The sequence below is a fragment of the Glutamicibacter sp. AOP38-B1-38 genome (assembly GCF_052377485.1).
Lineage (GTDB): Bacteria > Actinomycetota > Actinomycetes > Actinomycetales > Micrococcaceae > Glutamicibacter.
The window spans coordinates 61,799-86,722 of sequence record NZ_JBQSWU010000004.1 but is presented as its reverse complement, the minus strand read 5'-3'; the positions used below and the strand labels follow the sequence as shown (position 1 = coordinate 86,722).

Sequence of the window (24,924 nt, the reverse complement as noted above, 5' to 3'; positions counted from 1 at the left end):
CACGCACGACCAGCGGCACGGGAAACAAGCTAAACGGGCAGTGTTAAGCGCCACTTTCGAGATATTCCTGACGACTCGTGGCAAAACCTTTGAAAAAGTCACTAGACTGGGGCGCAGGTCTAGAAATCTTGTGAGTATCGGTGGCCATTATTCACGTCCTCGGGCTACCACCGGCTCAAGCTAGAACAACGTAGAAATCAGGGAAGAGGCGTTGCACGTGCCAGAGCAAGCACACCACCGACTTACTGAAGAGTTTGGTGGAAACGAGTGGCTAGTAGACGAGCTGTACCAGCAGTATCTCGTCGATAAGAACTCGGTCGATAAGAAATGGTGGGACATTTTCGAGTCCCTCACCACCGAAAACAACGCACCGGCAGCACCAGCGGCCAAGGCCGCGCCGAGCGCGCCGCCGGCGGCGGCGGCGAAACCTGCTCCTGCAGCCAACGGCCAGGGCGCACCACGCGCCGCGGCCGAGGCGCGCAGCACCGAATCGGCTCCCGCGACAGCCGCGGCCAAAGCCGAACCAGCAGCAAAGGAAGCGGCGCCGAAGACGGCTCCGATTCCGGCCCAGGCTCCGAAGGCTACGCCTTCCACCGAGCTGTACGGCGAGGAGAAGCGCACCCCGTTGCGCGGGCCAATGAAGGCCATCGCAACCAATATGGATGCTTCGCTCACCGTGCCGACCGCCACCACCGTGCGCGCGGTTCCGGCCAAGGTGATGATCGATAACCGCATCGTCATCAACAACCACCTCAAGCGTGCCCGCGGCGGCAAGATCTCCTTCACCCACCTGATCGGCTTCGCCGTGATTCGCGCGCTGAAGCAGATCCCGTCGATGAACGTCACCTACGACGTGATCGACAAGAAGCCGACCGCCGTCCAGCCGGCCCACGTGAACTTCGGCATCGCGATCGACATGCCAAAGCCGGACGGCTCGCGCATGCTCGCGGTCCCGAATATCAAGGTCGCCGAGACCCTGAGCTTCAACGAGTTCTGGGCCACCTACGAAGACCTGATCAAGCGCGCCCGCAATAACAAGCTGACCGCCGACGACTACTCCGGCACCACCGTGTCGCTGACCAACCCCGGCGGCATCGGCACCGTGCACTCGGTGCCGCGCCTGTCCAAGGGCCAGGCCGCGATCATCGGTGTCGGCGCGCTGGAATACCCGGCCGAGTACCGCGGATCATCCGAGAAGACCGTCGCGTCCCTGGGCATCGGCAAGCACATCACGCTGACCTCCACCTATGACCACCGCGTCATCCAGGGTGCCGGTTCGGGCGAATTCCTGAAGCTGGTCGAGGCGCTGCTGCTCGGCGAGCAGGGCTTCTACGATGAGATCTTCGAGCAGCTGCGCATCCCATACGAACCGGTGCGCTGGGCCATCGACAACCAGGTCGACGTCGACCTGGCGGTCAACAAGGTCGCCCGCATCCAGCACCTGATCAACTCCTACCGCGTGCGCGGCCACCTGATGGCCGATACCAACCCGCTGGAATACATCCAGCGCAAGCACCCGGACCTGGACATCCAGACCTATGGGCTGACCCTGTGGGATCTGGATCGCGAATGGGTTGCCGGCGGACTGGGCGGCAAGAACCGCGCGCTGCTGCGCGACGTGCTGGGCATCCTGCGCGACGCCTACTGCCGCACCACCGGCACCGAGTACATGCACCTGCAGAACCCGGAAGAACGCGAGTGGTTCCAGGCGAAGCTGGAGTCCGGCTACGCGAAGCCGACCCGCGACGAACAGCTGCGCATCCTCTCCAAGCTGAACGCCGCCGAGGCCTTCGAAACCTTCTTGCAGACCAAGTTCGTCGGCCAGAAGCGCTTCTCCCTGGAGGGCGGTGAATCGCTGATTCCATTGCTCGATGCGATCATTTCCGACGCGGCCGACGAGCAGCTGGACGAGGTCGCGATCGGCATGGCGCACCGCGGCCGGCTGAACGTGCTGACCAACATCGCCGGCAAGACCTACGCGCAGGTCTTCCGCGAATTCGAGGGCACCGCAACCCCGGGCTCCGTCCAGGGTTCGGGCGATGTGAAGTACCACCTGGGCACCGAGGGTTCCTACACCTCGGACGCCGGCAACGCCACCAAGGTCTATCTGGCGGCCAACCCATCGCACCTGGAAGCCGTGGATCCGGTGCTCGAGGGCATCACCCGCGCGAAGCTGGACCGCATGGGCTCGAAGAACAACGTGCTGCCGATCCTGGTGCACGGCGACGCGGCCTTCGCCGGCCAGGGCGTCGTCTCCGAGGTGCTCGCGATGAGCCAGCTGCCGGGCTACAAGACCGGCGGCACCGTGCACGTGATCGTGAACAACCAGATCGGCTTCACCACCGCTCCGAGTTCTTCGCGCTCTTCGGTGTACGCCACCGATGTGGCACGCACCGTGCAGGCACCGATCTTCCACGTCAACGGGGATGACCCGGAGGCAGTGGTGCACGTGGGCCAGATGGCCTTCGAGTACCGCCAGAAGTTCGGCAAGGACGTGGTCATCGACCTCATCTGCTACCGCCGCCGCGGCCACAACGAGGGCGACGATCCCTCGATGACCCAGCCGATCATGTACAACCTGATCGAAGCGAAGCGCTCCACCCGCAAGCTGTACACCGAGGCCCTGGTCGGCCGCGGTGACATCACGCAGGAAGAAGCCGAAAACGTGCTGGCCGAATACAAGGAGAATCTGGAGCGCATCTTCTCCGAGACGCATGCCGCCCAGACCTCCCCGATCCCGATCATCACCCCGGGTTCGACCATCAACGACCTGGAGAAGCCTTTCGCGCAGGCCGCCGACGAGAACACCGTCGATGGCGCCCGCGGTTCGGCGATCAGCGAGCAGACGCTGGCGAAGATCGGCGCGGCCCACCTGGCGGTGCCCGAAGACTTCACCATGCACACCAAGCTCAAGGCACTGCTCGAACGCCGCGAGAAGATGTCCCGCGAAGGCGGCATCGACTGGGGCTTCGCCGAGCTGGCGGCCCTCGGCTCGCTGTCCATGGAAGGCGTGCCGGTTCGCCTGGCAGGCCAGGACTCGCGCCGCGGCACCTTCGTGCAGCGCCACTCGGTCTTCCACGACCGCGAGAACGACAACGAGTGGTACCCGCTGCACCACCTGAGCGATGACCAGGCACCGCTGTGGATCTACGACTCGCTGCTTTCCGAATACGCGGCCCTCGGCTTCGAATACGGCTACTCGGTGGAACGCCCGAATGCATTGGTCTTGTGGGAAGCGCAGTTCGGCGACTTCGTCAACGGCGCGCAGACCGTGATCGACGAGTTCATCTCCTCGGCCGAGCAGAAGTGGTCGCAGTCCACCTCCCTGGTGATGCTGCTGCCGCACGGCTACGAAGGCCAGGGCCCGGACCACTCCTCGGCGCGCATCGAACGCTTCTTGCAGATGTGCGCGGAGAACAACATGGTGGTCGCCCAGCCTTCGAACGGTGCCAACCACTTCCACCTGCTGCGCCGCCAGGCCTACGCCCGGCCACGCAAGCCGCTGATCGTCTTCACCCCGAAGCAGCTGCTGCGCCTGAAGGCCGCGGCCACCTCGGTGGAGGACTTCACCACCGGCGGCTTCCAGGAGGTCATCGGCGACAAGTCGATCGCCAATGCGGAGGCCGTGGAGAAGGTGCTGCTGGTTTCCGGTCGCCTGTACTACGATCTGCTCGCCGCGCGCACCAAGGCGCAGGATGAGAAGGTCGCGATCGTCCGCGTTGAGCAGCTCTACCCGGCTCCGGCCGAGCAGATCGCTGCCGAGCTGGCCAAGTACCCGAACGCCAAGGTTTCGTGGGTTCAGGACGAACCAGCCAACCAGGGCCCATGGCCGTTCTTCGGCCTGTACGTCGCCCCGGAGCTGGAGAAGAAGGTCACCCTGGTCTCGCGTCCGGCCTCGGCCGCGACCTCTGCCGGTACCGCCAAGCGCCACGACGCCGAAGCCGCGGTGCTGCTGAAGCAGGCCTTCGCCCGCTAGCCGACACGCTCGGTTCAACGGCGCACAGCCGGCGAACCCGACCCCGTCATCACGGAGCCGGGTTCGCCGGCTGTGGCATTTAACCCGCTTTGTCCTCCCCGATCCGGCAAGTCAACACTGCTAAGGTTGACGAAGATTCAGATTTCCCAACGAAAGGTCGCCAAGTTGGAGTTTCGCACCATCCGCATCACCGCCATCGGCGATGAGCTACTTGCAGGACATGGTGACCCGCGTGCGCTGGGCTGGTTTGGCCGCGTGATGGCTCGGACCCAGGACCCGGCATTGCGTTTGCAGTCCTTCGTGCTCGCCAGCCCCGCCGAAGGTTCCGAGGCCCTGGCCGAACGCTGGATGGGGGAAGCCTCCCGCCGTTTCGGCGATCAGGTGGAAAACCGTCTGGTCATCGCGCTCTCCGATCGCGACGTCGACCTCGGGCTGACCACCGCGCGCAGCCGGCTGAACCTGGCAAACATTCTCGACTCGGCCTCGCAGATGAGCATCAAGGCCTTGCTCGTCGGCCCGGCCCCGGGCTTGGATGATGCACGCAACGAACGCGTCGCGGAACTGAACCGGGTCTATTCGGATGTGGCCCTGCGCCGCAACCACCACTACATCGACACCTTCACGCCCTTGCGGGCGCACTCGCAGTGGCGCAGCGACCTGACGGCTTCCGGCGGAGTGCCCGGACAGGCCGGCTATGGGCTGATGGCGTGGCTGGTGCTGCACCGCGGCTGGTACTCCTGGCTGGAGTTGCCCGAACCCGACGCCAGCTAAGCCGTCGGGCAGCAGATCGCGGCCCATGCCTCTGGTTAGGGAAATCACATCAAGGTGTGAAAGACTACTAGCCGACCCGGGAGATCGGGAAGAGAAATATTGATCGCGCAAAGGAGTCACCATGTCGAAGCGTTCGCGTAAGCGTAAAGATCGCAAGCGTGGCGGTGCCAACCATGGCAAGCGCCCAAACAGCTAAGCGATGCGAGTAAAAAGAACCCCGTAGCATTCGAAGTTTTCGAAGGATACGGGGTTTTTCTTATGCCCTTGGCCGCCTGCGCCTCGCGCCGGCGGCAAAAGCGCGACAATCAGTGTCCGGATTCGATCCGAATCTGCGAAATACGCGTGATGATATTCGCCTTCAGCTGCTGCGGGGCATGCTCCTGGCAGCTGCGGCGCACCACCGAACGGATAATGCATTCCAGGTCGTACTGCTCGGTGCATTCCGGGCAGTGATCCAGGTGTGCCTTGACGTCTTTGAGGTCATTCAGCGTCAACGCGCCGTCCAGGTATTCATAGATGCGCACCATGCGGTCATCGGCGCAATCCCCCAATGAGTTACAGTCCATCGCTACTTCTCTGCTTTCTTCGCTGTGGCCTTGGTTTTGCTCTCCGCCGGCTTGATGCCGCGGTCGGCTGCATAATCTGCGAGTAGTTCACGCAACGACTTGCGTCCGCGATGCAGCCGGGACATCACCGTGCCGATCGGCACCCCGAGGATTTCGGCCGCTTCCTTGTAGCTGAAGCCCTCGACGTCCACGAAGTAGACAGCCATCCTGAAGTCCTCGCCGATGGACTGCAGCGCAGCCTTCACATCGGAGTCCGGCAGGTGGTCCAAGGCCTCGGCCTCGGCGGAGCGCAACCCGGTGGAGGAATGCTCCATCGCGGCGGCCATCTGCCAGTCCTCGACCGTGTCGGTGGAGGTGCGTTGCGGCTCGCGCTGCCGCTTGCGGTACAGGTTGATGTAGGTGTTCGTCAGAATCCGGTACAGCCAAGCCTTCAGATTCGTGCCGGGCTTGTACTGATGGAATGCCGAGTAGGCCTTCGTGAAGGCCTCCTGCACCAAATCTTCGGCGTCCGACGGGTTGCGCGCCATGCGCAGCGCCGCCGAGTACAGCTGGTCGACATAGCCCAGCGCATCGCGTTCGAAGCGCTCGCGACGTTGTTGATCGGTCTCCTTGCTCACATCGGGCAAGTCCGTGTCCACGGTGTTATCAGTCATCACCACAGAGTCTACGCGCTTGGCCCGATGGCTGGACAGGGTGCGGCTCACACCGGGGCAAGCCGTCTGCTGCGTCTGAATGTCTTCAATCGTCGTCACACTTATCTCAACCGCGGTAGCTATGCGGATATTCCCGCCACGCTCTCGGCTAGAATTGTGCCAAGAGTCCGACGGCTGATTTGAAGGAAGTGCGATTATCTCTGTGAGCACTCATGGAAGCGAGCTGAACTGGTGGGAGGCACCTTTTGCCTCCGGCGCGCTGGATGCGACGGTGAGCGTTCCGGCGTCGAAATCCTTGACCAACCGGTATCTGGTGTTGGCCGCGCTGGCAGATTCACCCTCCACGATCCACAACACGCTGATCAGCCGCGATACGGAACTGATGCTGCGTGCTCTGGAGCAGTTCGGCGTGCGCGTTCAGCGAACCGCGCAGGAGGACGGCTCCACCACGGTGGTGCTCACCCCAGGTGGCCCCGCGGGCGCCGAAACCCCGCGCGTGGACTGCGGGTTGGCCGGCACCGTGATGCGCTTTGTGCCCGCACTGGCGGCAGTCACCGGGGCGAAGGTCCACTTTGACGGGGACCCCGCCGCCCGGGTGCGCCCGATGGCCCCGGTGCTTGACGCGCTGGCCGCGCTCGGCGTCGGATTCGATTTCCACGCACAGCCCTCCATGCTGCCCTTCACCATGGATGCCTCCGCGGTGGCCGCGCGCGAATCGGTCACCATCGACGCTTCGGCCAGCTCCCAATTCATTTCCGCGATGCTGCTCATCGGGCATGCGCTGCCCGGCGGGCTGCACCTGCGGGCCGCCGCAGGGCATATCGCCAGCCCCGACCACATCCTGATGACCGTGGCCACGCTGCGCGAACTAGGCGTTGCGGTCGCGGAAGACGCCGACGGGCGCGGCTGGCAGATCGCTCCCGGCGCCATCGCCGGCTTCACCGTCACCGTGGAACCGGATCTCTCGAATGCCGGACCGTTCCTGGCCGCGGCGCTGGCCACCGCGGGCACCGTGCGGGTGCCTTTCTGGCCCGAAAACACCACCCAGGTCGGGGGCAAATGGGTGCAGATCCTCAGCGCCATGGGCGCCGAGGTCTCGCGCTCCGCGGACGGGGTGCTCTCGGTGCGCGGTTCCGGAACCATCCACGGGATCGACTACGCGGATGCCTCCGAGCTGGCTCCCACCCTGGCGGCGCTGTGCGTGCTGGCCGATGCGCCGAGTACGCTGCACGGCATCGGGCATCTGCGCGGCCACGAAACCGACCGGCTCGCCGCGCTGGAAACCGAGCTGTCCAAGGTGGGCGCCCGGGTGCGCGCCACCGAGGATGGGCTGCGCATCGAACCCGGGGCGCTGCAGGCGGCGGACCTGCACAGCTATGAGGACCACCGGATGGCCACCGCCGGCGCGCTGCTGGGTCTGGCCATCGAAGGGGTGCGCGTGGAGAACATCGCCACCACCGCAAAAACCATGCCCGATTTCCCGCAGCTCTGGGCGCAGATGGCCAGCACCGCAGCGCCCGGCGCACCGGGTCAGGCAGGCTGATGAGCTACAGCGAATACGACGATTTCACGGTGCGGGTCCGGCCCAACAAGAAGGGCTCCCGCCCGCGCACCAAGGAGCGCCCGGCCTACGAGAAGGCGGTCATCGGACGCATCATCACCGTGGACCGCGGCCGCTACACGGCAATCCTGGACGAGGACACGCCCGAGGAGCGGATCGTGGTCGCCGCGCGCGCCCGCGAGCTGCGCCGCCAGGCGGTCGTGCCCGGGGATCTGGTGGCGCTGGTCGGCGACACCAGCGGCAAGCCGGACACCCTGGCACGGCTGGTGCGCATCGAGGAACGCACCACGCTGCTGCGCCGCAGCGCCGATGACACCGACGCGACCGCGCGGGTGGTCGTGGCGAATGTCGACAAGCTGGTGATCGTGGTCGCCGCCGCCAACCCCGAGCCGCGCACCGGCTTCGTGGACCGCGCCCTGGTGGCCGCCTATGATGCCGGGATCCAGCCGGTGCTCTGCGTGACCAAGGCCGATGTGAAGGACCCGGCCGAATTCCTGGGCCACTACGAGGGGCTGGCGCTGCCGGTAGTCATCTCGCGCACCACCGGGGATGAGGCCACCGGCGTGGATGCGCGCGGTGCCGACGGATCCAGCGCCCGGCTAGCGGTCGGCGCGCTGGAGGAACTCGAAGAACTGCTCTCGGGCTGCGTTTCGGTGGTGCTCGGCCATTCCGGGGTGGGCAAATCCACGCTGGTCAACGCGCTGACCGGATCCACCCGTGCCACCGGGCAGGTGAACTCGGTGACCGGCCGCGGCCGGCACACCTCATCGAATGCGCTGGCGCTGCGCCTGGGCGAGGCCGCCGGCGGCTGGCTGATCGACACCCCCGGCATCCGGTCCTTCGGGCTGGGCCTGGTGGATCCGGACAATATCCTGGGCGCTTTCGAGGAGCTGGCAGATATCGCCACCGGCTGCCCGCGCGGCTGCAACCACCAGGCCAACGCCGCCGGCTGCGCGCTGGAAGCCTGGGTGCAGGATCCGCAAACGCCTCCGGCCGCCGCCTCCCGGCTGGCTTCCTACCGCCGACTGATCACCACCGAGGACACCACGCACGAGAAGGAGCTGGGCGCGCTCTAGCGCCACCACACCATGGCCGAATACACCTTGCAGCAAGACCTTGAATTCGCCTTGGCGATGGCCGATAAGGTCGATGCGCTCACCTTGGCCCGCTACGGTTCCAACGACCTGCGGGTGGAAACCAAACCCGATATGACCCCGGTCTCCGACGCGGACCGCGGCGCCGAGGAACTGATCCTCGCAGAGCTCGCCGCGCACCGCCCCGAAGATTCGGTGCTCGGCGAGGAATTCGGGGTGCACGGCACCGGGTCCCGGCGCTGGGTCATCGACCCGATCGACGGGACGAAGAACTTCGTGCGCCGCGTGCCGGTGTGGGCGACGCTGATCGCGCTGCTCATCGACGACGAGCCGGTGCTCGGCGTGGTTTCCGCTCCGGCGCTTTCCCGCCGCTGGCATGCGGCCACCGGGCTGGGGGCATTCGTCACCGAGCCGGGCAGCGAAGGCCAACGCCGCTTGGCGGTCTCGGCGGTGGCCGAACTGCCCGACGCCTCGCTGTCCTACGCCTCGCTGAACGGCTGGAAGGAACGCGGCAAGCTCGATGGCCTGCTCGAACTGCTTGGGACGGCCTGGCGCACCCGCGGCTACGGCGACTTCCTGTCCTACGCGCTGGTCGCCGAGGGCGCGGTGGACGCCGCCTTCGAACCGGAACTGGAACTCTACGACATGGCCGCGCTGGTCCCCGTCGTGCGCGAGGCCGGCGGCCGCTTCACCTCCATCGCCGGCGTGGAGGGCTGCCACGACGGCAATGCGCTGGCCAGCAACGGGAAATTGCACGACGCGATCCTGCCCTACCTGAACCGCGGCTAGCCATGCCCGGATATGATCCGCGCAAGCTGACCACCAGCGAGGAAGACTACCTCAAGGCGCTGTACCTGCTCACCGAGTGGGAAGAGACCCCGGTCGGCACCGGTGCGCTGGCCGACCAGCTGGGCCTATCCCCCGCCTCGGCCACCGCGATGGTGCAGAAGCTGGCGGCTAAGAACCTGGTGGACCATATCCCGCGCGGGGCCATCTCGCTTCGCGCCACCGGGCGGCGCGAAGCGCTGCGCATGGTGCGCCGGCACCGCATCCTGGAGACCTTCCTGCGCGATGAGCTCGGCTATGGCTGGGATGAGGTCCACGACGAGGCCGAACAGCTCGAGCATACCGTCACCGACCGATTCATCGACGCACTGCACGCACGGCTGGGCCACCCGGCGGTAGACCCGCACGGAGACGCAATTCCCTCGGCCGCCGGTGTGCTCGCAGCACGCGATGCGCAACGGCTGGACCGCTTCGACGGACCGCGCGCGGTCATCTGCCGGGTCAGCGACGAGGACCCGGAATTCCTGCGCCGCGCCAAGGACCTGGGACTCGTCCCCGGAGCGGTTATCGAGATTCCGCACGGCTTGGATTACATCTCGGCATCGCTGATCTGGGTTCGCGAACTGTGATTCGCAGGCAGACCGTCTACCGGCTCTTTGCGGTAGCAATTGGCGGCGCACTCGGAGCCTACGCCCGGGTCGGGGTGGACATGCTTCTGCCAGCCAACGAGTGGGCCGCGTCGACCTTGCTGGTCAATGTGCTGGGCAGCACCGCCCTGGCCGGGCTGAGCGCCTACGGCGCCCGCAGGCCATTGAATCCGCTGCTCCAGCTGGCCGCCGGTACCGGTTTCTTTGGCGCATTCACCACCCTGTCCACCGTGCTGCTGCTCTTCACCGCGATGAGCGCCACCGGCTACCTGGGCTATTTGGCCCTGACCGTCACGCTGTGCCTTGCCGCGGTCTTCACCACCCACCGAGTGATCCTCCGTCTGGTACCAGCATCCAAGGGCCGCCCATGATCGGACTCTTGCTGCTGGCTGGGGCGCTAGGCGCGGTGGGACGATACCTGCTTGACCGAGCGCTTCCCGCCACCCATGACGATACCCACAGCCTCTGGCGTGGCTGGCCGCTGGGAATCCTCACCGCCAACATCGTCGGCACCTTCGCGCTGGGCCTTTTCCTTGGCTATGCGCACGCTCACGGACTAGAGCTCACCCGGGACAGCTTCGCTGGCACCTTATCTGCCGCGGACCGTTTATGGTTGCTGACTGCCGGGTTCTGCGGTTCGCTGACCACTGCAAGCACCCTCTTCGTCGGCTTCCACCTGCTCTACGAGGTAAACCGCGCCCGCGCCATCATGTTCCTGTTAGGCACGCTGGTATTTGCCGGAATCGCCGGGCTGCTGGGCTGGTTGCTGAACGTCTAAACCTCGCCTGGCGGGTACGAGCAAGGGCCCGGTCAGTTGACCGAGCCCCTCATTACTAGCCGTGAAAACTTAGCGTGCCGCGCGGCGTCCACGATTTTGGCTGCGCTTGGCATCCTGCACAGGGGGCGGGGTGGCCGGACCGCGCTTCTCGCGGTCATGTGGAACCACGTATCCGCCGGTGGCCAGGATCAGGATTGCGCTAATGCCGGTCAACGACAGCATCGCGATCGCCCAGATTTGCGATTGATCGGTGAATGAATGATCCACGCTCAGCCAGAGCACGTAGGCACCGACCAGGTAGAACAGATGAATGAGCATCAAGCGTGTGCGCAAGCGGAGCCGGAACTTCGCCTTAGGCGAGAAGAACAGCGCCCAGATGATCAACAAAGGCACTACGACCACGAGGATCGATGGAATCGTCGGCCACGGAATGAAAGCAATGGCGGCCAGCGCAGCGGCGAAAAGCAAACCAACTTCGAGGAGGAATGCGACCACAGCATAGAGTGCCGAAATTACCGGTGATACCCGCTGGGAACCGTTTTTACCCATCGTTTTCGATCTCACTCCGTTTCAGCGATCTGGCCGTCGGCTTGGCCGTTCTGTTTAAGTCTAAGTGCTAAACCATAGCCCCGCGACATGACTCGCTCGCAAGGCTCCTTGTTACCTATCTTAACCACACATGGCAGGGGCCCTGGAAGCGGTGTTTCGACGACTGCTGGCGACAGGAGTTTTCGGTGTTGTAAACGTTGCGCAATCAACGATCATCACTCTGGTCACTGCTATGTTCCGCGCGATTGCAGTCCATAGGTGACCGGTATTCGTCCGCCCCATGTCAAGGGACATTGGTTTCTGCCCAACGGTGGCCACGAAAAATGCCCACTGATGGCCAACAAAACTGCCCACTGACGGTCACCACCACTGCCCACTGAACAATAAAAGCCAGTATGGCAGTGACCATCAACAACAACAACAGCCCACCATTGATATGGGTTACGTCAACGAGCTCACCCCCACCCCAGCCAACGCCTGCGTCAACCGCACCGAATCGCCACTGGTCTGGCAAATATGAGCATGATGCAACAACCGATCCACCGTCGCAGTAGCCAACGTCTTCGGCATCAACTCGTCAAACCCCGACGGATGCAAATTCGAAGAAATCGCCACCGAACGTTTCTCATACGCGGTATCAACCACCCGATACAAAGCCTCAGCAGCATCCTGGGGCACCGGCAACAGGCCAATATCGTCAATAACGACTAAATCTGCCCGAAGCACCTTGTCAACAGCCCTGTTCACCGTGGCATCCACCCGGTGCGACCGGATAATCCCGGCTAACTTCTCCAGCGTGAACCAGACAACTTTCATCCCCTGATCCACCGCCTGCTGACCCAACGCTTCAAGGAAAAAAGTTTTGCCGGTCCCTGACGGTCCTGCAAGCACCAGATTCTCTTTACGCTGCACCCATTCCAAGCTACGCAACGCTTGCTGCGTAGCCACCGGAATCGTTGAAAGCGCAGGATCCCACGTATCAAACGTCTTCCCCGAGGGGAAACCTGCAGCTTTGCGACGGGTCGCAGTCACCGAGCGGGAACGACCTGCCATCTCTTCTTCCAGCAACGCTCGCAATACTTCGACCGGTTCCCACCGCTGGGATTTCGCCGTTGCCAACAGCTCAGGTGCTGCCACGCGTGCGTGAGGCATCCTCAAAGCACGTAACTGCTGCTCAATCTCAGGCGGGAGCAGCGGGGCCGTATGTGTGGTGGTGATAGCCATTTTACTGTTCTTCTTCCGGTTCGATAACTCCAAAATCAGCCCAAGATCTAGTTCCTTGAGTCAAAGAATTTACTTCGCTGGCCTGCTGCTGTGCTGGCTGTTCCCGGGTGACTTCGGAGGCGAGGAGGGAACGTAGGTCCTCATATCCGAAACGGTGATGAGTTGCGGCCAAGCCCAAGGCACGATCCACCGGGGCAGCGCCGTGCAATTTAGCCAGGCTCACCGCTTCAGCCATTTTCACTAGGATCCTGTCAGTGCCGGTCGAGGCTGCTTCAGTAAGCCAGCTGGTCGCTTCGGCACCGATCTGGCAGAAGTCCCGCTCGGCCTGATTACGTGGCTTCGGTTCTTTGAACCCAGGGATTTTCTTGTCTTGGTTTCCGTTGAAATGCTCCGATTTCACGCCCACCATTCCTGGCCCCAGCTTCGAATGAGAGGCCACTTGCACCGGACCATCAACGCCCTGATGAACAATAATCACTGTCGCGTGGTGCCCCACCCCGACGGTGCGCACCCAAACGCTCTGACCCAAAAGGCTTCCCGGAACGGAGTAGCGGGCATTTTCATAGGTGATCATTGACGTGTTCATCGGAACCTTGCGGCTTTCACCTAAAGCCAAGGTAAACGGGTCGGCCGGGACCGCGTGCAATAAGGACTGCTCGGTGGCGGTGAGTCTATCCATCGGTGCTTGCCCTGTAGCACGGTGCTTCTTCTGATTCACTTGCGCCATGAACTGCTCGCACGCTTGCTCAACTTCTTCGAAGGACGCGTACGCTTCACGCAGGTTAGTGCCGGTAGGTACCAGATCTGCTTTCGCTATTTTCACTGCGTTCTCCACCCCGCCCTTCGTCGCAGGGTCCCGTGGTTCGCAGGTCAGCACACTGACTGAGTAGTAGCGGGCGAACGTTACTACGGACCGGTTACGGACCGGGATGCCGGCAACGTGCATGACGGTCACCGTTTTTTCGTTGTCTGTCAGCACGTAAGTTGGTGCTCCGCCGAGCAAGCGGAACGTGCGGTCCAACGCGGCGAACACCGTCGGGCCCTGCCGGTCAGGTAACGCAATGACCACGCGGAAGCGTGACCAGGCCAGCCAAGCAACAAACAACACAGTTTTCACTCCGTCCACGACCGGTCCGTCCCCGAAATCGTATTGAAGCCACAGCCCTGGCTCGGTGACCCACGGGGCATGATTACGTTGGTTTCCTAGCCGGTACGCGAGCTTCGCTTCCGCAACGCTGCGGCGGGTGGAGCGCTCTGAGCCGGTGAAGCCCATGCTGACCAAGGTTTCGTGGACTTTGTCGGCACGCACGACGCCGCTTGTTGCTTTGATGAGTTCTTCAATTTTGTCCCGAAAAGTGTCGGTGAGTTTCACCCGGGGTTTCACCGTGGGGATTGGGGCGCCCGCGTTACGGGCTTTGACGTGTTTGGCGACTGTGTGATGCGAGCATCCGGTCAGTTCGGCTGCGGCTGCGGCGCGAAACGACCCGGTCCGGTCGTACGCTGCAAGGATTTCCATGATTTCTCCGTCAGACTTCATAGAGGGGCTCCTTTCAGAACCATGGATTGATGAGTTGTTGGTACTTTTCATCAAACCCGATGGAAGGGGCCCCGCTCTCATACCTGCCGTGGCGGCGTGGTGGTGAGAAAGTGGGTGGTTACGAAATCAGTGGGCAAAGATCACTGGCCGTGGATGGGTATTACTGCTGTCCGTCAGTGGGCAGTTTTGTTGGCCGCGTGTGGGCATTTATTTGGCCACCTATGGGCAGTTTTTCATGTCCGCTTACAGCCCTATCCGCTGGTATATTGATCGCAGGAATTGTCGGCCAAATGCGTTGCCCACGAAACCTCTGAGAAGTTGGTTAAGGTACTGCAACTCCGGGCACTAATTGTCGTCCCCGACCGATACACTCGTGTCGATGTCTACTGAAGAACTCGTGAAGAAATTAGCTCCGCTCCCCTTGGTAGTTGCCTTGTCCCTCGCCGGCTGCACCGCATATGAAGTAACCCCGGGACCGCGGACGATGCCCGCCGTTGAGAAGGGAACCGAAGCCAACACCGGCTCCACCGAGCTGCGCTATTACGCCAATGAGCTCACCACGCCGGAGGACCCGCAGCAATGGGCCGACGAGAAAATAAACCAGTATCTCAATGGTCGGGGAGCTCGAAGTTTCGCGGCTTTCAAGGGCTGGACTCCGCAGCACGGAACCATCGGCTGGGAATCGCCGGAGACAGGTTTACTCGTGATCACCGTCCAGGACGCCTACTGGGTCAATCTTCAAGCCGCGCATTCGTACGCCGAAGCCGTGATGTCGGGGGTGGGATATGAGTCGCCGGAGCTGCAACGCGTCACGTTGACAACGCAGGATGGTAGCAATAGCGTTACCATTCTTCGCGAGGATGTCCCGGGCCTGTATTGAAAGAAACTAACGGAACTGTATCGAGCTGCCGCATTCCGTGATTAGCCATAGTCGCCCGGCCAATAGCCAAGCCAATTAGGCCGTCGGGCAAAAGAAAACCCCGGGATCACGAGGATCCCGGGGTTAAAATACGTGGAGATGGGGAGAATTGAACTCCCGTCCGATGTGGCGTTGCCAGGTCTTCTCCGGGCGCAGTTTGCTGCGGAATTTCTCTGCCCCAACCATCACGCAAACATGTGGTTGATCCGGGCACAGTTACCAAAATATGTACCCAACAGCGGTAACGGCCGCTGGATACAGTGGCTATCTAAATGACGTAAGGAACAGGGGCGATAGCATCCCCTGGCTTACGGACTGTCTGGCTGCTTAGGCAGCGAGAGCGAAGTCAGTGCGCTTTGAGTCGGCACTTATTGTTTTGCAAAGAGCGTTTACGAGATAACTTTGCATCCTCGGCCCGCTTCATCTGTCGCGACTCACACCGTCGAAACCGATCATCCCCGTATTTTGTTGTCAGTCCCGGTCTCCCGGGTGCAACCACACCAATGGTGCGTTAATCAATCATAGCGCAATTCGGGAGGGTATCCCAACGAGTTTCGCCTCACGCTTATGCGTGGCCGCGATTACGCTCTCGCATTGCCCGTAGTGCTTCGCGATTGTCCTGCTGTTCACGCAGCGTCTGTCGCTTATCGTATTCGCGCTTGCCGCGGGCCACACCGATTTCGATCTTCGCGCGCCCATCTTTGAAGTACAACTTCAATGGGACGATTGTCAGACCTGACTCAGAGATTTTACGTTCGATCTTGAGCAGTTCTGCGCGATGCAGCAATAGCTTGCGACGACGTCGGGCGGCATGATTAGTCCACGAACCGTTCAGGTACTCAGGAATGTAGCAGTTCTCAATGTAGAGCTCATTGCGGTAGAACTGGCCGAAGCCCTCCACCAGCGAAGCTTTGCCTTCGCGCAGTGACTTAACTTCGGTCCCTGTCAGCACCATGCCCGCTTCGAAGGTATCTAGAATCTCAAAATCGTGGCGCGCCTTGCGGTTGCTCGCGATGATGCGATCTTCTTGGTTCTTCTTAGCCATGACACTCCTTGCATGTCGCGGGCGGATTCCCGCGCACAAATAACAAGTCTAACGCTAGAGAAGTCCCAATGGGTTCACATGCGAACCGTTGATGATCGTTTCGAAGTGCAGGTGACAGCCGGTCGAGTTACCCGTCGTGCCCACATACCCGACAACTTGGCCCTGGTTGACGTGCTGCCCGTTGCTCACAGCGATACGTGAAAGGTGATGGTAGTTTGTCGCCAAAGCCTTGCCCTTGACGACACCGTGCGAGACGGTCACCTTATTGCCCGAGGAACCACCCCATCCGGCGAACCACACTTCACCACTGGTAGCTGCGACAACCGGTGAACCACATTGGCCGCCGAAACCCCAGTCGACGCCTGCGTGAACATAGCCACCGCGACCGGTGTAGTCAATGGTTCCCGCCGGGGTCGGACGCCAGCCGAAGCTGGAAGTAATTCGCGAGCTGCTCGTTGGCTTGATCAAGCCCCAGCTGCTTGGTTCCGCGCGGGATTCGGTCTTCGGCTTTGCCTTGGGAGCGACGTATTGCTTCTTCTGGTACGTCTGCTGCTTCCGCTTCGCTTCGGCGGCTTGGCGCTCCTGCTCGGCCTCGTAGGCTTCCTTCTCTTTAGCGATGCGCTGACGCTCCGCCTCGGCTTCCTTGCGAGCTTTCTCCTCCGCCTTGCGCTTGCGCTCGGCTTCTTCGCGGATCAGGCGCTCTTGGCGTTCTTTGATCTGCTGATTCACCGTGGCGTATTCCTGCTCTTGCGACTTCAGCTTCGCCTGAATCTGCGGCTTCTTAGATTCCAGCTCGGCGCTGAGAGATTCGGTGCTGGCCACGAGGGCGTTCAATTCATCTTTGGCCGATTGCGCTGCATCGCGGGCGCCCTGTTCCTGCGCGAGAGCTTCTTCGGCTTGTCCCTTGAGTGAAGAAATTTCTTCCTCCACGGCGGCCAGGCGAAGTTTGTTACTCTCGTCAGTTGCCTTCTCTTGCGCCAGATCGTTATATACGGCGTTCTGAGAATCCATGGCCCTATTGGCCATGTCTAGACCGTCGGCCATGGCAGTGGCCGAGTCCATGTTCAGGATCATGTCTAGACCACTGGAAACTCCACCGCGCTTGTAAGCCTCGGAGGCGATTTGCGCCATGGTGTTTTCAGCTTCAGCTATCTTGGCTGCGTTTTCTTCGATCGCTTTGGCAACCTTGTCACGGGTGGCCTGGGCACTGATCAACCGGTTCGTCAGGTCAGCGACAGTGGCTTGGGCATTTGCTACACGGCTTTGCGCGTCGGCCAAGGCCGCTTCTGCCACTGGAACTTGGGCTTGTTGCTCTCGCAGCTTGCGATCCGTCTCAACGATATCCGCGTCTAGGACTTCCATATCCTGTTCAAGGTTGTCGATGTTCTGTTCGACCTTTTCCTTACGGTCATCCAGTTCGTCGGCGAGTACGATACCCGCCGGCAAAGTAAGCGACAAAGCAAGGGCTCCACCGATGGTGGCGCGTAGGAACTTACGTCGCACCGCGTTGGATAGCATACTGCTCCTTAGAGGGTTTTTGTGCATCAAGTTCTGAAGTTCGATCAAAGATAACGAACAGCTAAACCTTCAGGTAACGCTTCAACGTTACCACTGAAGAAATTGTGGCTAAAACGATACCAATAATCAAGAGCCCTGGAGCAACGAGTAGAACTTCATTCGTCGAGATGAAGGCAACGCCAACGTTTTCGTTGGCGAGTTTATCTTGAACAAGGAACTTCACAAGCAGCCACAAGGTGCCCGAAGCAAGTAAACCACCGATAACGGAGGCAATCACGCCTTCGATAATAAACGGAAGTTGGATGGTCGTTTTCGAAGCACCGACCAAACGCATAATCGTGGTTTCCAAACGCCGGTGCATCGCAGAAAGTTGAATGGTCGTACCGGTCAACAGCACCGCGCAGGCAATCATCACGATCGCCACCACAGCCGCAGCGGCCGATGCTACTCGGACGAGCTGGAAGACCTTTTCCAAAAGTTCGCGTTGATCCACCACCGAGTCGACGCCCGCAACGGTGGAGAACGCCTCGTTGATCACCGGATACTTCTCCGGGTCAACTAGCCCAACACGGAACGACTCCGGAAGCTGATCCTCGGTGACCTGATCCACCAGGGAAGAGTTCTTGTATTGCTCCTTGAAGTTCTTCAGGGCATCAGACTTCGACTCATACGCGAATTCCTTGATGTACGGAGACATCTCGTCAGATTCCAGCAGCTGTTGAATACTCGTGCGCTGCTCATCGGTGACCCCCTCGCCGGCGCAATTGGGCGCGGCGGTGTTGTCGTCGCACAGGAAGACCGCAACTTCCATGCGGTCGTACCAGTAGCCCTTCATCTGGTTGATCTGCAGCTGCAGCAACGCCGAAGCGCCGACGAAGGTCAGGGATACGAATGTCACCAAAACAACCGAGACGACCATGATGACATTTTGCCGAAGGCCCTTAGCAGCCTCGCGGAGGATAAATCCTAGTCTCACTGGTCCTCGTCCTTCTCTACGTTCGTTGCGAGCTCGCCAGATGCTTCCTTAGCGGCCTCACCGGTGAGCAGCTCGCGAGAACCATCTTGATTAATTACGGTGGTCATCGCCGTGTACTGACCATCAGCTTCGTCGCGGACGACGTTGCCCTTACTCAGTTCGATGACGCGATGACGGAATTCGCTGACCAATTCGTGGGCATGCGTGGCCATCAGCACGGTGGTGCCATTCTGATTAATCCGATCAAGCACGTTCATAACCTCGACGCTGTTTTTGCGGTCGAGGTTACCAGTCGGCTCATCGGCAAGCAGGATCGATGGCTTGTTCACGATGGCGCGGGCAATACCCACGCGTTGCTGCTCGCCACCTGAAAGTTCGGTTGGTTTACGGCGGGCTTTGTCTTCTAGCCCGACCATTCTCAGCGCGTCCGGAACTCGATCACGAATCTGCGCGCGGGAGGCACCAATAACTTCCATCGCAAACGCGACATTATCGAACACTGTCCGTTCGCGAAGTAGCCTAAAGTCCTGGAACACGAAACCGATGTCGCGGCGCAATTTGGGCACACGGCGGCTCGGGATACGGTTCAGGTTTTGACCTGCAACGTATACCGCTCCATCCGTGGCTCGTTTTTCGCGCAGTATCAAGCTCAGAAAAGTAGACTTTCCCGAGCCGGATTCTCCAACTAAGAAGGCGAATTCGCCACGGTTAACCTCGATGTTTACGTCATTCAAAGCAGCATTCTTCTGCTTCGGCTCGTAAACCATCGAGACATTTTCGAATTTAATCATGTCTTCAATCGCTAGTTGCCGTCGGGGCGCGACCCACGGAAACTCGGGTCGAGATCGAACGTTTTTGATGCGCCAGTCTTCCAAACCTTATCGGTGCAACGTGAACATCGTGTGCGGCTGGGGCGGTGTGTTGTCACATTCATGCTGTTTCCACAGCCTTGGCGCAATCCGTGAAGCACGGTGACCTGACTACTTTTTCGTCCAACAAGTAGCCCCGGTGACCTTGCGCACATCAGCGGTGCTTCCGGATAGTTCAGGGGTCCGGCATATCCCACAAGGGATTCTGATCTTTTCGCTATTAAATGCTTCAGGGGCAAGCGTCGGCAAATGACCGGCGCTTACCCCTGAAATTAGACTGCTAGATCAGCGGGTGGCCATTGCGCTTTGCTGCGAGGGCCTCGGCGATGAAGGCCCTGCCAATAAAGATCGCCACTCCGGCGACAACCACGGGCCAGGCCAATACGTAAATGGTGAGTGCCAACATGTTTATTCCTTCCCCTTCGGAGTATTCGTACCTTCGGTTTTATCGGCACCACTCGTGGCGGTGGCGATCAGCTCGTCGACCGGGTCGAAGTCGCCAGCGCGCTCGGCGATGACCGCAAAGTCAAAGTCTTCCTTGGAACGGAACGACATGAAGTAGCAAATCAGGGTACTCACCGAGTAAGCGACGAGCGAGGCGGTCAAGGTCGTGTAGTCACGCAAGAAGCCGAAGCAGAATGGGGCCGCGACGAGCGTGGCGATGGTGCCGACGATCAATGCCGGGCGCAGCCCAAAGAAGCCGAAGCTCATCAGACCAAGCACGATGCCGATACCAAGAATCGCCAGGAGCTCGATGACTACGGCGGTGAATCCGGTCATTGGGATCAAATCGAAACGCACCGGAACGAAAACAGCCAAGGCGACCAAAACCGCTGCGGTGAAGGCCTTGTTCGTGACCTTTTTCCAGTAGAAGCTGGCAAGCACTGGGAAAACCAAGGCACCCCAAAGTGCACCGACGAAGACCAAAAGGTCAAGGATGTTCAATTGCAAACTAGCGAGGCAGACCGCCAAGACCGTTGCCACGATCATCGTGATGCGTCCTACCAACAACATGGTCTTCGGATTGGCTTTCTTCTTGCCTGCAACGTTCTGGCCGTAAACATCGGCCATCATAATCGATGACAAAGCAGCTAGGTCCGAGTCAGCGGTGGATGAAAGCGCACCGATGATCATAACGAAGAACAGAGCCAACAAGATACCAGGCAGGTAGCTCATGGCCATCTCCGGAATGATGTTGTTGACGTTGCCATCGGTTGGTTCGAAGCCTAGGTACAGGGCTAGTACGCCGATCATGCCGACGCCGATTACCATGGCGCCGTAGCCGATGGTAGCGGTGATGAAGGTCGGCTTGATCAAATCCTCGCGAACCGCAAACAGACGCTGTGCGATGGTTTGGTTACCGATTGCGTAAGCCAACACCGCGGCGATATACGGGGCACCCTGGTTCAGGAATGCTTCGGAAGAGAAGAAGTTCGATTGTTGGGCGGTCAGGTTGCCGGCACCGGTCTCGAACGCCGCGGGGAATCCGGCAGCGAAGAAAATGAACGGGACGATGATTGCCACGGCGCCAAGCATCGCCATAACTTGCATGAAGTCGGTGAGAACTGAGGCGCGAAATCCGGACCACAGCGTGTAGAGCAATACGCCACCGGCTACCGCGAGTACGCCTTGAATGAAGTTGAAGGGAGAGAGCATGGAGATGAGCACGCCACCGGCGATGAAGTTGGACATCAATGAGATGACCGAACCGACAATATTCGAACCGGCTAGCATCAGCTGGCTGGAGCGACCGTGACGGGCGTGCATGACTTCGGCCAGGGTATGGGCCTTCGGTGCGACTTTGCGGATCCGCTTACCGAACGGGTAGATGAACAGAATCATCAAGGCGCCCCAGAGTCCGTAGTGGATAGGACCACTGATGCCGTAGGTGTAGCCCGAGGCGGCGGAGGCATACATTGAGGATGCCCAGATCCATGTCGCGGTCATACTGGCCGCGGAGATTCCGAATCCGATTTTATTGCCTGCGGTCATGTAACCGTCGGCGTTTTCATTTTTCTGGCCAATCTTCGTGGAAACGAAAAAAGTTCCCCCATAGAATAAGACCAGTAAAAGTACGATGATCAAGGCGCTGAAACCGACCGTTTCCGGGTTGTTCACACGCCACCTCCTTCAAACGACGTAGTTGAGAATTGGCATCTTCCGAGGCAAGCCTCGAAACTTTTGATGCGTGGTTCGCACGTCTCATCCCGCGAAATGATTCGCGAGGATTCGCTTAGCCGACGTACATAAGCCCTCTATCCATCAATCACTTCCTTCACTCACGTTACGTATCGTTATCAATTGCTTCGCATCCTCGTGCTGGCAAGCAAAGAGCTGCCCCGATTCCGGGACAGCACCGCCGCATTAATGCGATTTCCTTCGTTAAAAACCGAAATTACACACGCAATTGCGCGCGAATGTCCGTTCAAATCTATAGATTCTCGGTTGTTCATTCGTTGCCGAGACCTCGCAAATGATGCGCCTAATTTTCGCGTCTATCTGCCATTATCGATGGCGTTTTCGACGGCTTCAAAGAGGCCAATGCGCCTACATCGAGCGGGTCTGAGCTACTAGAATCGCGAAAACTGCAGGGCGCAATGCCCTCAGCAACCATCTCATCTTAGCATGTACTTGATTTTCACGTAGCTGAAATCCTAGGATTTCGGCTCGAAACCGGCAATAAACTTGAACTTTTTAGTTCTAAAAATCAGAGGAATTTAGAAACAAAAAAGCCTGAAACTATTTCAGTTCCAGGCCTTTGAGTTAGTTCGCGGGGCGTCGGTTTCCCGCTCGCCAACGGATTCCCGCGTCAATGAAATCATCGATTTCACCGTCGAGTACCGCCTGAGTATTACCGACCTCGTGTTCGGTACGCAGGTCCTTCACCATCTGATAGGGGTTGAGCACGTAGGAGCGCATCTGGTCACCCCACGATGCTTTAACGTCGCCAGCCAGCTCTTTCTTCTGCGCGCTCTCCTGTTGCTTCTTAATCAGCAACAAACGCGACTGCATAACGCGCAATGCGGCGGCGCGGTTCTGGATCTGTGATTTCTCGTTCTGCATCGACACCACGGTGCCCGTGGGAATGTGAGTCATGCGGACCGCCGAGTCCGTGGTGTTCACGCTTTGGCCGCCTGGTCCCGAGGAACGGAAGACGTCCACTCGAAGCTCGGATTCGGGGATTTCGATGGTGTCGGTCTGTTCGATCAAGGGCACAACTTCCACCGCGGCAAAGGACGTTTGACGGCGACCTTGATTGTCGAAGGGTGAGATCCGTACCAGGCGGTGGGTTCCGGCTTCGACGGAAAGAGTTCCGAAGACGTATGGCACGTCTATTTCGAAGGTGGCGGATTTCAAGCCGGCTTCTTCCGCATAGGAGGTATCCATTACGGTGGCCTTGTAACCGTGCTTTTCCGCCCAGCGCAGGTACATGCGCAACAGCATTTCGGCGAAGTCTGCGGCATCGACGCCGCCTGCTCCGGCACGGATCGTCACCACCGCACCGCGCGAATCGAACTCGCCATTGAGCAACGTGACGATTTCCAGCTCATCCAGCGCCTTGTGGATCGAGATGAGTTCCTTGTCCGCTTCGGCTAGGGTTTCGTCGTCGTCTTCCATTTCGGCAAGTTCCACGAGAACTTCAAGATCGTCGATTCGCGTGCGCAACTTATTCAGGCGTTCAAGTTCCGTCTGTCGATGGGACAGCTTGCTGGTGACAACCTGCGCGCTGGCTGGATCATCCCATAGGTCAGGGACGCCGGCTTCTTCCGAAAGCATGGCGATATCGGCCTTAATTTGAGCAACGTCGCTTACGTCCTCAATCGCAGAGAAAGTGGATCGAAGCGAACGAATTTCAGCGGAGAAGTCAGTTTTTGCCATAGTTATCTAAGCCTACGCCATGTAAGCGGACGGCTTAAGCTCGCGACACTATCTGCTCAAAACGGTGCGCGCGGAGGAATTGACGCTGATGTTCACCCCGGAAGGGACGATCCACCCGATGATCGGTGGCTGTACCGACCCAGTCAGAGATAAACGCGCCCCCTGACCATCGGGCAGAATCTGTACCGATCCAATGGCAAGATTATCTACACGCTGTCCCGCGTCCACATCCTGCAGATAGCGCTGAACTGCCGCCCGCACTTGAGCCTGGTTCAGTTCGATTCGTGGCTGACCTCCGTCGGCTACAAATTCGAACTCATCCACGGCCGCGACGATCGCGCCATCAGCGACGGACAAAAGCTGGCGCGCTTTGAGGTTCACCGCGCTCGCGGCGAGCACCACCGAAATAGTCAACAAGGTGATCGCGCACAACCCAATGGCAAGCACCAGCGACTGCCCGTCCTCGGCGCGGGCAGTTCGCAGTAACCTCGACCGCCTCCCGCCGCTAGCCAAAACGGTCGATTCGTTGCGTCGAGGCAGCCTCGACGGTGAAAGCGGAGACATCAAAGTAGTCGGAGACAAACGGCAACTGCACGCGCAAGGACACTTGAATCGTGACAATGCTACCGGGGCTCAGACATTCAAGATCGCAGGATATCTGCGTGCTGGCACCAGATAAACCGAAGTTATTCATCGCACGCTCCACCACCCGATGGGCATTTGACTGCGCCTGGGCGGGTGTATCGGCGACGGCGAAGACCTTGGCGGCTTGGTCTGCCGCACCGACTACTGCATAGGATCCTGCCTGGAGCTGACCTGCAGCGAGAATCAGGTAAATCATTGGGATCAGCAGAACCGTGGAGGCGAACACAAATTCCACGATGGCGCTGCCCTCATCGCGCGAGGCTCGGGGCATCCGTTTACTCATAACGCACCGCTTCGCCGCGAACATTCAAATTCCACCCGTTGGGCAATAGCCCGATCAACGGCACCCGCGTCGACACTGTGACGCTCACTAGCTGACTATCCCCGACCGCGCTCGTTGACACCTGCACGTTCTGGGCGAAACCGCTATGCAAGGATTCGGCAATCAACAGGCGGGTTCGACCGCCCGCGTCGGATGGAGTTCGGTTAGCCAATGCCCCGTAGTGCGCGCCGTTGGCCGCCGCGTCGGTGAGCGTATTGCGCACATGGAGCACCAGCGTCAGTTGAATCAGAGTAAGTGTGATGACGATCAGCAAGCTGGTGATCATGACGAATTCGGCCACGGCCGATCCCGCCTCATCCGGGCTTTGTCTCCGGAAGCGACGTAGGACAACGGTCGCGGCGCAGCTCATCCTCGCGAGGCCCTGGCTCAGCCTAATCCAGAGACTCGATCGATCGCCTGGTTGAAGAGGTCCTGCAAACGCGGACCAGCGATGGCCAACAACGCGGCAACCAGCAGAGCGGACATCAGGGTAATCATGACCCATCCGGGGACGTCGCCGCGCTCTTCGCGCATCTTCAGCGTGAATTGACGCCAGAAATTCTGGCAGCCTTCGGTCAGCCGTAGTGACATGATCAGAAGCCACGATTG

26 protein-coding genes and 1 other RNA gene are annotated in these 24,924 nt (G+C 60.2%); 10 read left to right on the top strand and 17 right to left on the bottom strand.

Features of this window, described 5'->3' with window-relative positions:
- Nucleotides 1-217 precede the first annotated feature (217 nt).
- From ACT3TP_RS03595 to ACT3TP_RS03585, 3 genes are all read left to right on the top strand, one after another.
- Nucleotides 218-3,976 carry a multifunctional oxoglutarate decarboxylase/oxoglutarate dehydrogenase thiamine pyrophosphate-binding subunit/dihydrolipoyllysine-residue succinyltransferase subunit gene (locus tag ACT3TP_RS03595; protein ID WP_444619381.1) on the top strand — a complete coding sequence of 1,253 codons (3,759 nt, stop codon included), beginning with the start codon at nucleotides 218-220 and terminating at the stop codon, nucleotides 3,974-3,976.
- A 165-nt stretch (nucleotides 3,977-4,141) separates the two neighbouring features.
- Nucleotides 4,142-4,747 carry a GDSL-type esterase/lipase family protein gene (locus tag ACT3TP_RS03590; protein WP_096283947.1) on the top strand — a complete coding sequence of 202 codons (606 nt, stop codon included), beginning with the start codon at nucleotides 4,142-4,144 and terminating at the stop codon, nucleotides 4,745-4,747.
- A gap of 121 nt (nucleotides 4,748-4,868) precedes the next feature.
- Nucleotides 4,869-4,943, top strand: coding sequence for a 50S ribosomal protein bL37 (locus ACT3TP_RS03585; protein ID WP_374954809.1), 75 nt, complete (start codon nucleotides 4,869-4,871; stop codon nucleotides 4,941-4,943).
- Between the two features lie 109 nt (nucleotides 4,944-5,052).
- Here ACT3TP_RS03585 and rsrA read toward each other — a convergent pair whose 3' ends face one another.
- Entirely contained in the window at nucleotides 5,053-5,313 is a 261-nt protein-coding gene (rsrA, locus tag ACT3TP_RS03580; RefSeq protein WP_096283949.1) for a mycothiol system anti-sigma-R factor, read from the bottom strand.
- Nucleotides 5,314-5,315: 2 nt separating this feature from the next.
- Nucleotides 5,316-5,966 (bottom strand): sigma-70 family RNA polymerase sigma factor, encoded by a 651-nt coding sequence (locus tag ACT3TP_RS03575; RefSeq protein WP_096284260.1) that lies wholly within the window; start codon nucleotides 5,964-5,966, stop codon nucleotides 5,316-5,318.
- 202 nt (nucleotides 5,967-6,168) lie between these two features.
- On the opposite strand from ACT3TP_RS03575, the gene aroA reads away from it, so the two are divergent.
- Genes aroA through ACT3TP_RS03545 form a run of 6 tightly spaced genes read left to right on the top strand, consistent with a single transcriptional unit; the run spans nucleotide 6,169 to nucleotide 10,832 of the window.
- Nucleotides 6,169-7,509: a 3-phosphoshikimate 1-carboxyvinyltransferase gene (gene aroA, locus ACT3TP_RS03570; RefSeq protein WP_255248350.1), complete on the top strand. Its 1,341-nt coding sequence runs from the start codon at nucleotides 6,169-6,171 to the stop codon at nucleotides 7,507-7,509.
- Nucleotides 7,509-8,603: a ribosome small subunit-dependent GTPase A gene (gene rsgA, locus ACT3TP_RS03565; RefSeq protein WP_105554293.1), complete on the top strand. Its 1,095-nt coding sequence runs from the start codon at nucleotides 7,509-7,511 to the stop codon at nucleotides 8,601-8,603. Before aroA ends, rsgA begins: the two co-directional genes overlap by 1 nt.
- 12 nt (nucleotides 8,604-8,615) lie before the next feature.
- Nucleotides 8,616-9,410: an inositol monophosphatase family protein gene (locus tag ACT3TP_RS03560; protein WP_444619378.1), complete on the top strand. Its 795-nt coding sequence runs from the start codon at nucleotides 8,616-8,618 to the stop codon at nucleotides 9,408-9,410.
- A 2-nt stretch (nucleotides 9,411-9,412) separates the two neighbouring features.
- Nucleotides 9,413-10,036: a metal-dependent transcriptional regulator gene (locus ACT3TP_RS03555; RefSeq protein WP_096283957.1), complete on the top strand. Its 624-nt coding sequence runs from the start codon at nucleotides 9,413-9,415 to the stop codon at nucleotides 10,034-10,036.
- Nucleotides 10,033-10,425 (top strand): FluC/FEX family fluoride channel, encoded by a 393-nt coding sequence (locus tag ACT3TP_RS03550; RefSeq protein ID WP_176484089.1) that lies wholly within the window; start codon nucleotides 10,033-10,035, stop codon nucleotides 10,423-10,425. Before ACT3TP_RS03555 ends, ACT3TP_RS03550 begins: the two co-directional genes overlap by 4 nt.
- Nucleotides 10,422-10,832, top strand: a complete 411-nt coding sequence (locus ACT3TP_RS03545; protein WP_096283961.1) for a fluoride efflux transporter FluC — start codon at nucleotides 10,422-10,424, stop codon at nucleotides 10,830-10,832. The genes ACT3TP_RS03550 and ACT3TP_RS03545 overlap by 4 nt, the downstream gene beginning before the upstream one ends.
- A 69-nt stretch (nucleotides 10,833-10,901) precedes the next feature.
- Here the strand turns inward: ACT3TP_RS03545 and ACT3TP_RS03540 are convergent, their stop codons facing one another.
- From ACT3TP_RS03540 to istA, 3 genes are all read right to left on the bottom strand, one after another.
- A complete protein-coding gene (locus tag ACT3TP_RS03540; protein ID WP_096283963.1) occupies nucleotides 10,902-11,381 on the bottom strand; it encodes a DUF2568 domain-containing protein in 480 nt (159 codons plus the stop codon).
- Nucleotides 11,382-11,822: 441 nt separating this feature from the next.
- Nucleotides 11,823-12,605, bottom strand: a complete 783-nt coding sequence (gene istB / locus ACT3TP_RS03535; protein WP_444619375.1) for an IS21-like element helper ATPase IstB — start codon at nucleotides 12,603-12,605, stop codon at nucleotides 11,823-11,825.
- 1 nt (nucleotide 12,606) lies between these two features.
- Complete coding sequence (istA, locus tag ACT3TP_RS03530) at nucleotides 12,607-14,142, bottom strand: IS21 family transposase (RefSeq protein ID WP_096283967.1); 1,536 nt, start codon at nucleotides 14,140-14,142, stop codon at nucleotides 12,607-12,609.
- A 379-nt stretch (nucleotides 14,143-14,521) separates the two neighbouring features.
- On the opposite strand from istA, the gene ACT3TP_RS03525 reads away from it, so the two are divergent.
- Nucleotides 14,522-15,022, top strand: coding sequence for a hypothetical protein (locus ACT3TP_RS03525; RefSeq protein ID WP_141393460.1), 501 nt, complete (start codon nucleotides 14,522-14,524; stop codon nucleotides 15,020-15,022).
- A 130-nt stretch (nucleotides 15,023-15,152) separates the two neighbouring features.
- On the opposite strand, the gene ssrA is transcribed toward ACT3TP_RS03525, so the two are convergent.
- The 12 genes from ssrA to ACT3TP_RS03465 form a co-directional block, all read right to left on the bottom strand.
- Nucleotides 15,153-15,521, bottom strand: a transfer-messenger RNA (tmRNA) gene (gene ssrA, locus ACT3TP_RS03520).
- A gap of 105 nt (nucleotides 15,522-15,626) precedes the next feature.
- A complete protein-coding gene (smpB, locus tag ACT3TP_RS03515; RefSeq protein WP_096284099.1) occupies nucleotides 15,627-16,106 on the bottom strand; it encodes an SsrA-binding protein SmpB in 480 nt (159 codons plus the stop codon).
- Nucleotides 16,107-16,160: 54 nt separating this feature from the next.
- The gene (locus tag ACT3TP_RS03510) at nucleotides 16,161-17,624 is read right to left on the bottom strand and encodes a peptidoglycan DD-metalloendopeptidase family protein (RefSeq protein WP_444619373.1); all 1,464 of its coding nucleotides are present in this window, start codon (nucleotides 17,622-17,624) and stop codon (nucleotides 16,161-16,163) included.
- A 61-nt stretch (nucleotides 17,625-17,685) separates the two neighbouring features.
- Nucleotides 17,686-18,600 (bottom strand): permease-like cell division protein FtsX, encoded by a 915-nt coding sequence (gene ftsX / locus ACT3TP_RS03505; RefSeq protein WP_096284103.1) that lies wholly within the window; start codon nucleotides 18,598-18,600, stop codon nucleotides 17,686-17,688.
- The gene (gene ftsE, locus ACT3TP_RS03500) at nucleotides 18,597-19,391 is read right to left on the bottom strand and encodes a cell division ATP-binding protein FtsE (protein WP_096284105.1); all 795 of its coding nucleotides are present in this window, start codon (nucleotides 19,389-19,391) and stop codon (nucleotides 18,597-18,599) included. Before ftsE ends, ftsX begins: the two co-directional genes overlap by 4 nt.
- A gap of 358 nt (nucleotides 19,392-19,749) precedes the next feature.
- Nucleotides 19,750-19,875 carry a putative transporter small subunit gene (locus ACT3TP_RS03495; protein WP_096284107.1) on the bottom strand — a complete coding sequence of 42 codons (126 nt, stop codon included), beginning with the start codon at nucleotides 19,873-19,875 and terminating at the stop codon, nucleotides 19,750-19,752.
- A gap of 2 nt (nucleotides 19,876-19,877) precedes the next feature.
- On the bottom strand, nucleotides 19,878-21,587 hold the full coding sequence (locus ACT3TP_RS03490; RefSeq protein WP_444619371.1) for a sodium:solute symporter family protein: 1,710 nt from the start codon (nucleotides 21,585-21,587) through the stop codon (nucleotides 19,878-19,880).
- A 645-nt stretch (nucleotides 21,588-22,232) separates the two neighbouring features.
- Nucleotides 22,233-23,348 (bottom strand): peptide chain release factor 2, encoded by a 1,116-nt coding sequence (gene prfB, locus ACT3TP_RS03485; RefSeq protein WP_096284111.1) that lies wholly within the window; start codon nucleotides 23,346-23,348, stop codon nucleotides 22,233-22,235.
- Between the two features lie 48 nt (nucleotides 23,349-23,396).
- On the bottom strand, nucleotides 23,397-23,795 hold the full coding sequence (locus tag ACT3TP_RS03480) for a hypothetical protein (RefSeq protein ID WP_096284113.1): 399 nt from the start codon (nucleotides 23,793-23,795) through the stop codon (nucleotides 23,397-23,399).
- Between the two features lie 58 nt (nucleotides 23,796-23,853).
- Nucleotides 23,854-24,276: a hypothetical protein gene (locus ACT3TP_RS03475; RefSeq protein WP_444617053.1), complete on the bottom strand. Its 423-nt coding sequence runs from the start codon at nucleotides 24,274-24,276 to the stop codon at nucleotides 23,854-23,856.
- Nucleotides 24,269-24,616, bottom strand: coding sequence for a TadE family protein (locus tag ACT3TP_RS03470; RefSeq protein WP_255248353.1), 348 nt, complete (start codon nucleotides 24,614-24,616; stop codon nucleotides 24,269-24,271). Before ACT3TP_RS03470 ends, ACT3TP_RS03475 begins: the two co-directional genes overlap by 8 nt.
- An 86-nt stretch (nucleotides 24,617-24,702) precedes the next feature.
- A complete protein-coding gene (locus tag ACT3TP_RS03465) occupies nucleotides 24,703-24,906 on the bottom strand; it encodes a hypothetical protein (RefSeq protein ID WP_444617061.1) in 204 nt (67 codons plus the stop codon).
- Between the last annotated feature and the right edge of the window lie 18 nt (nucleotides 24,907-24,924).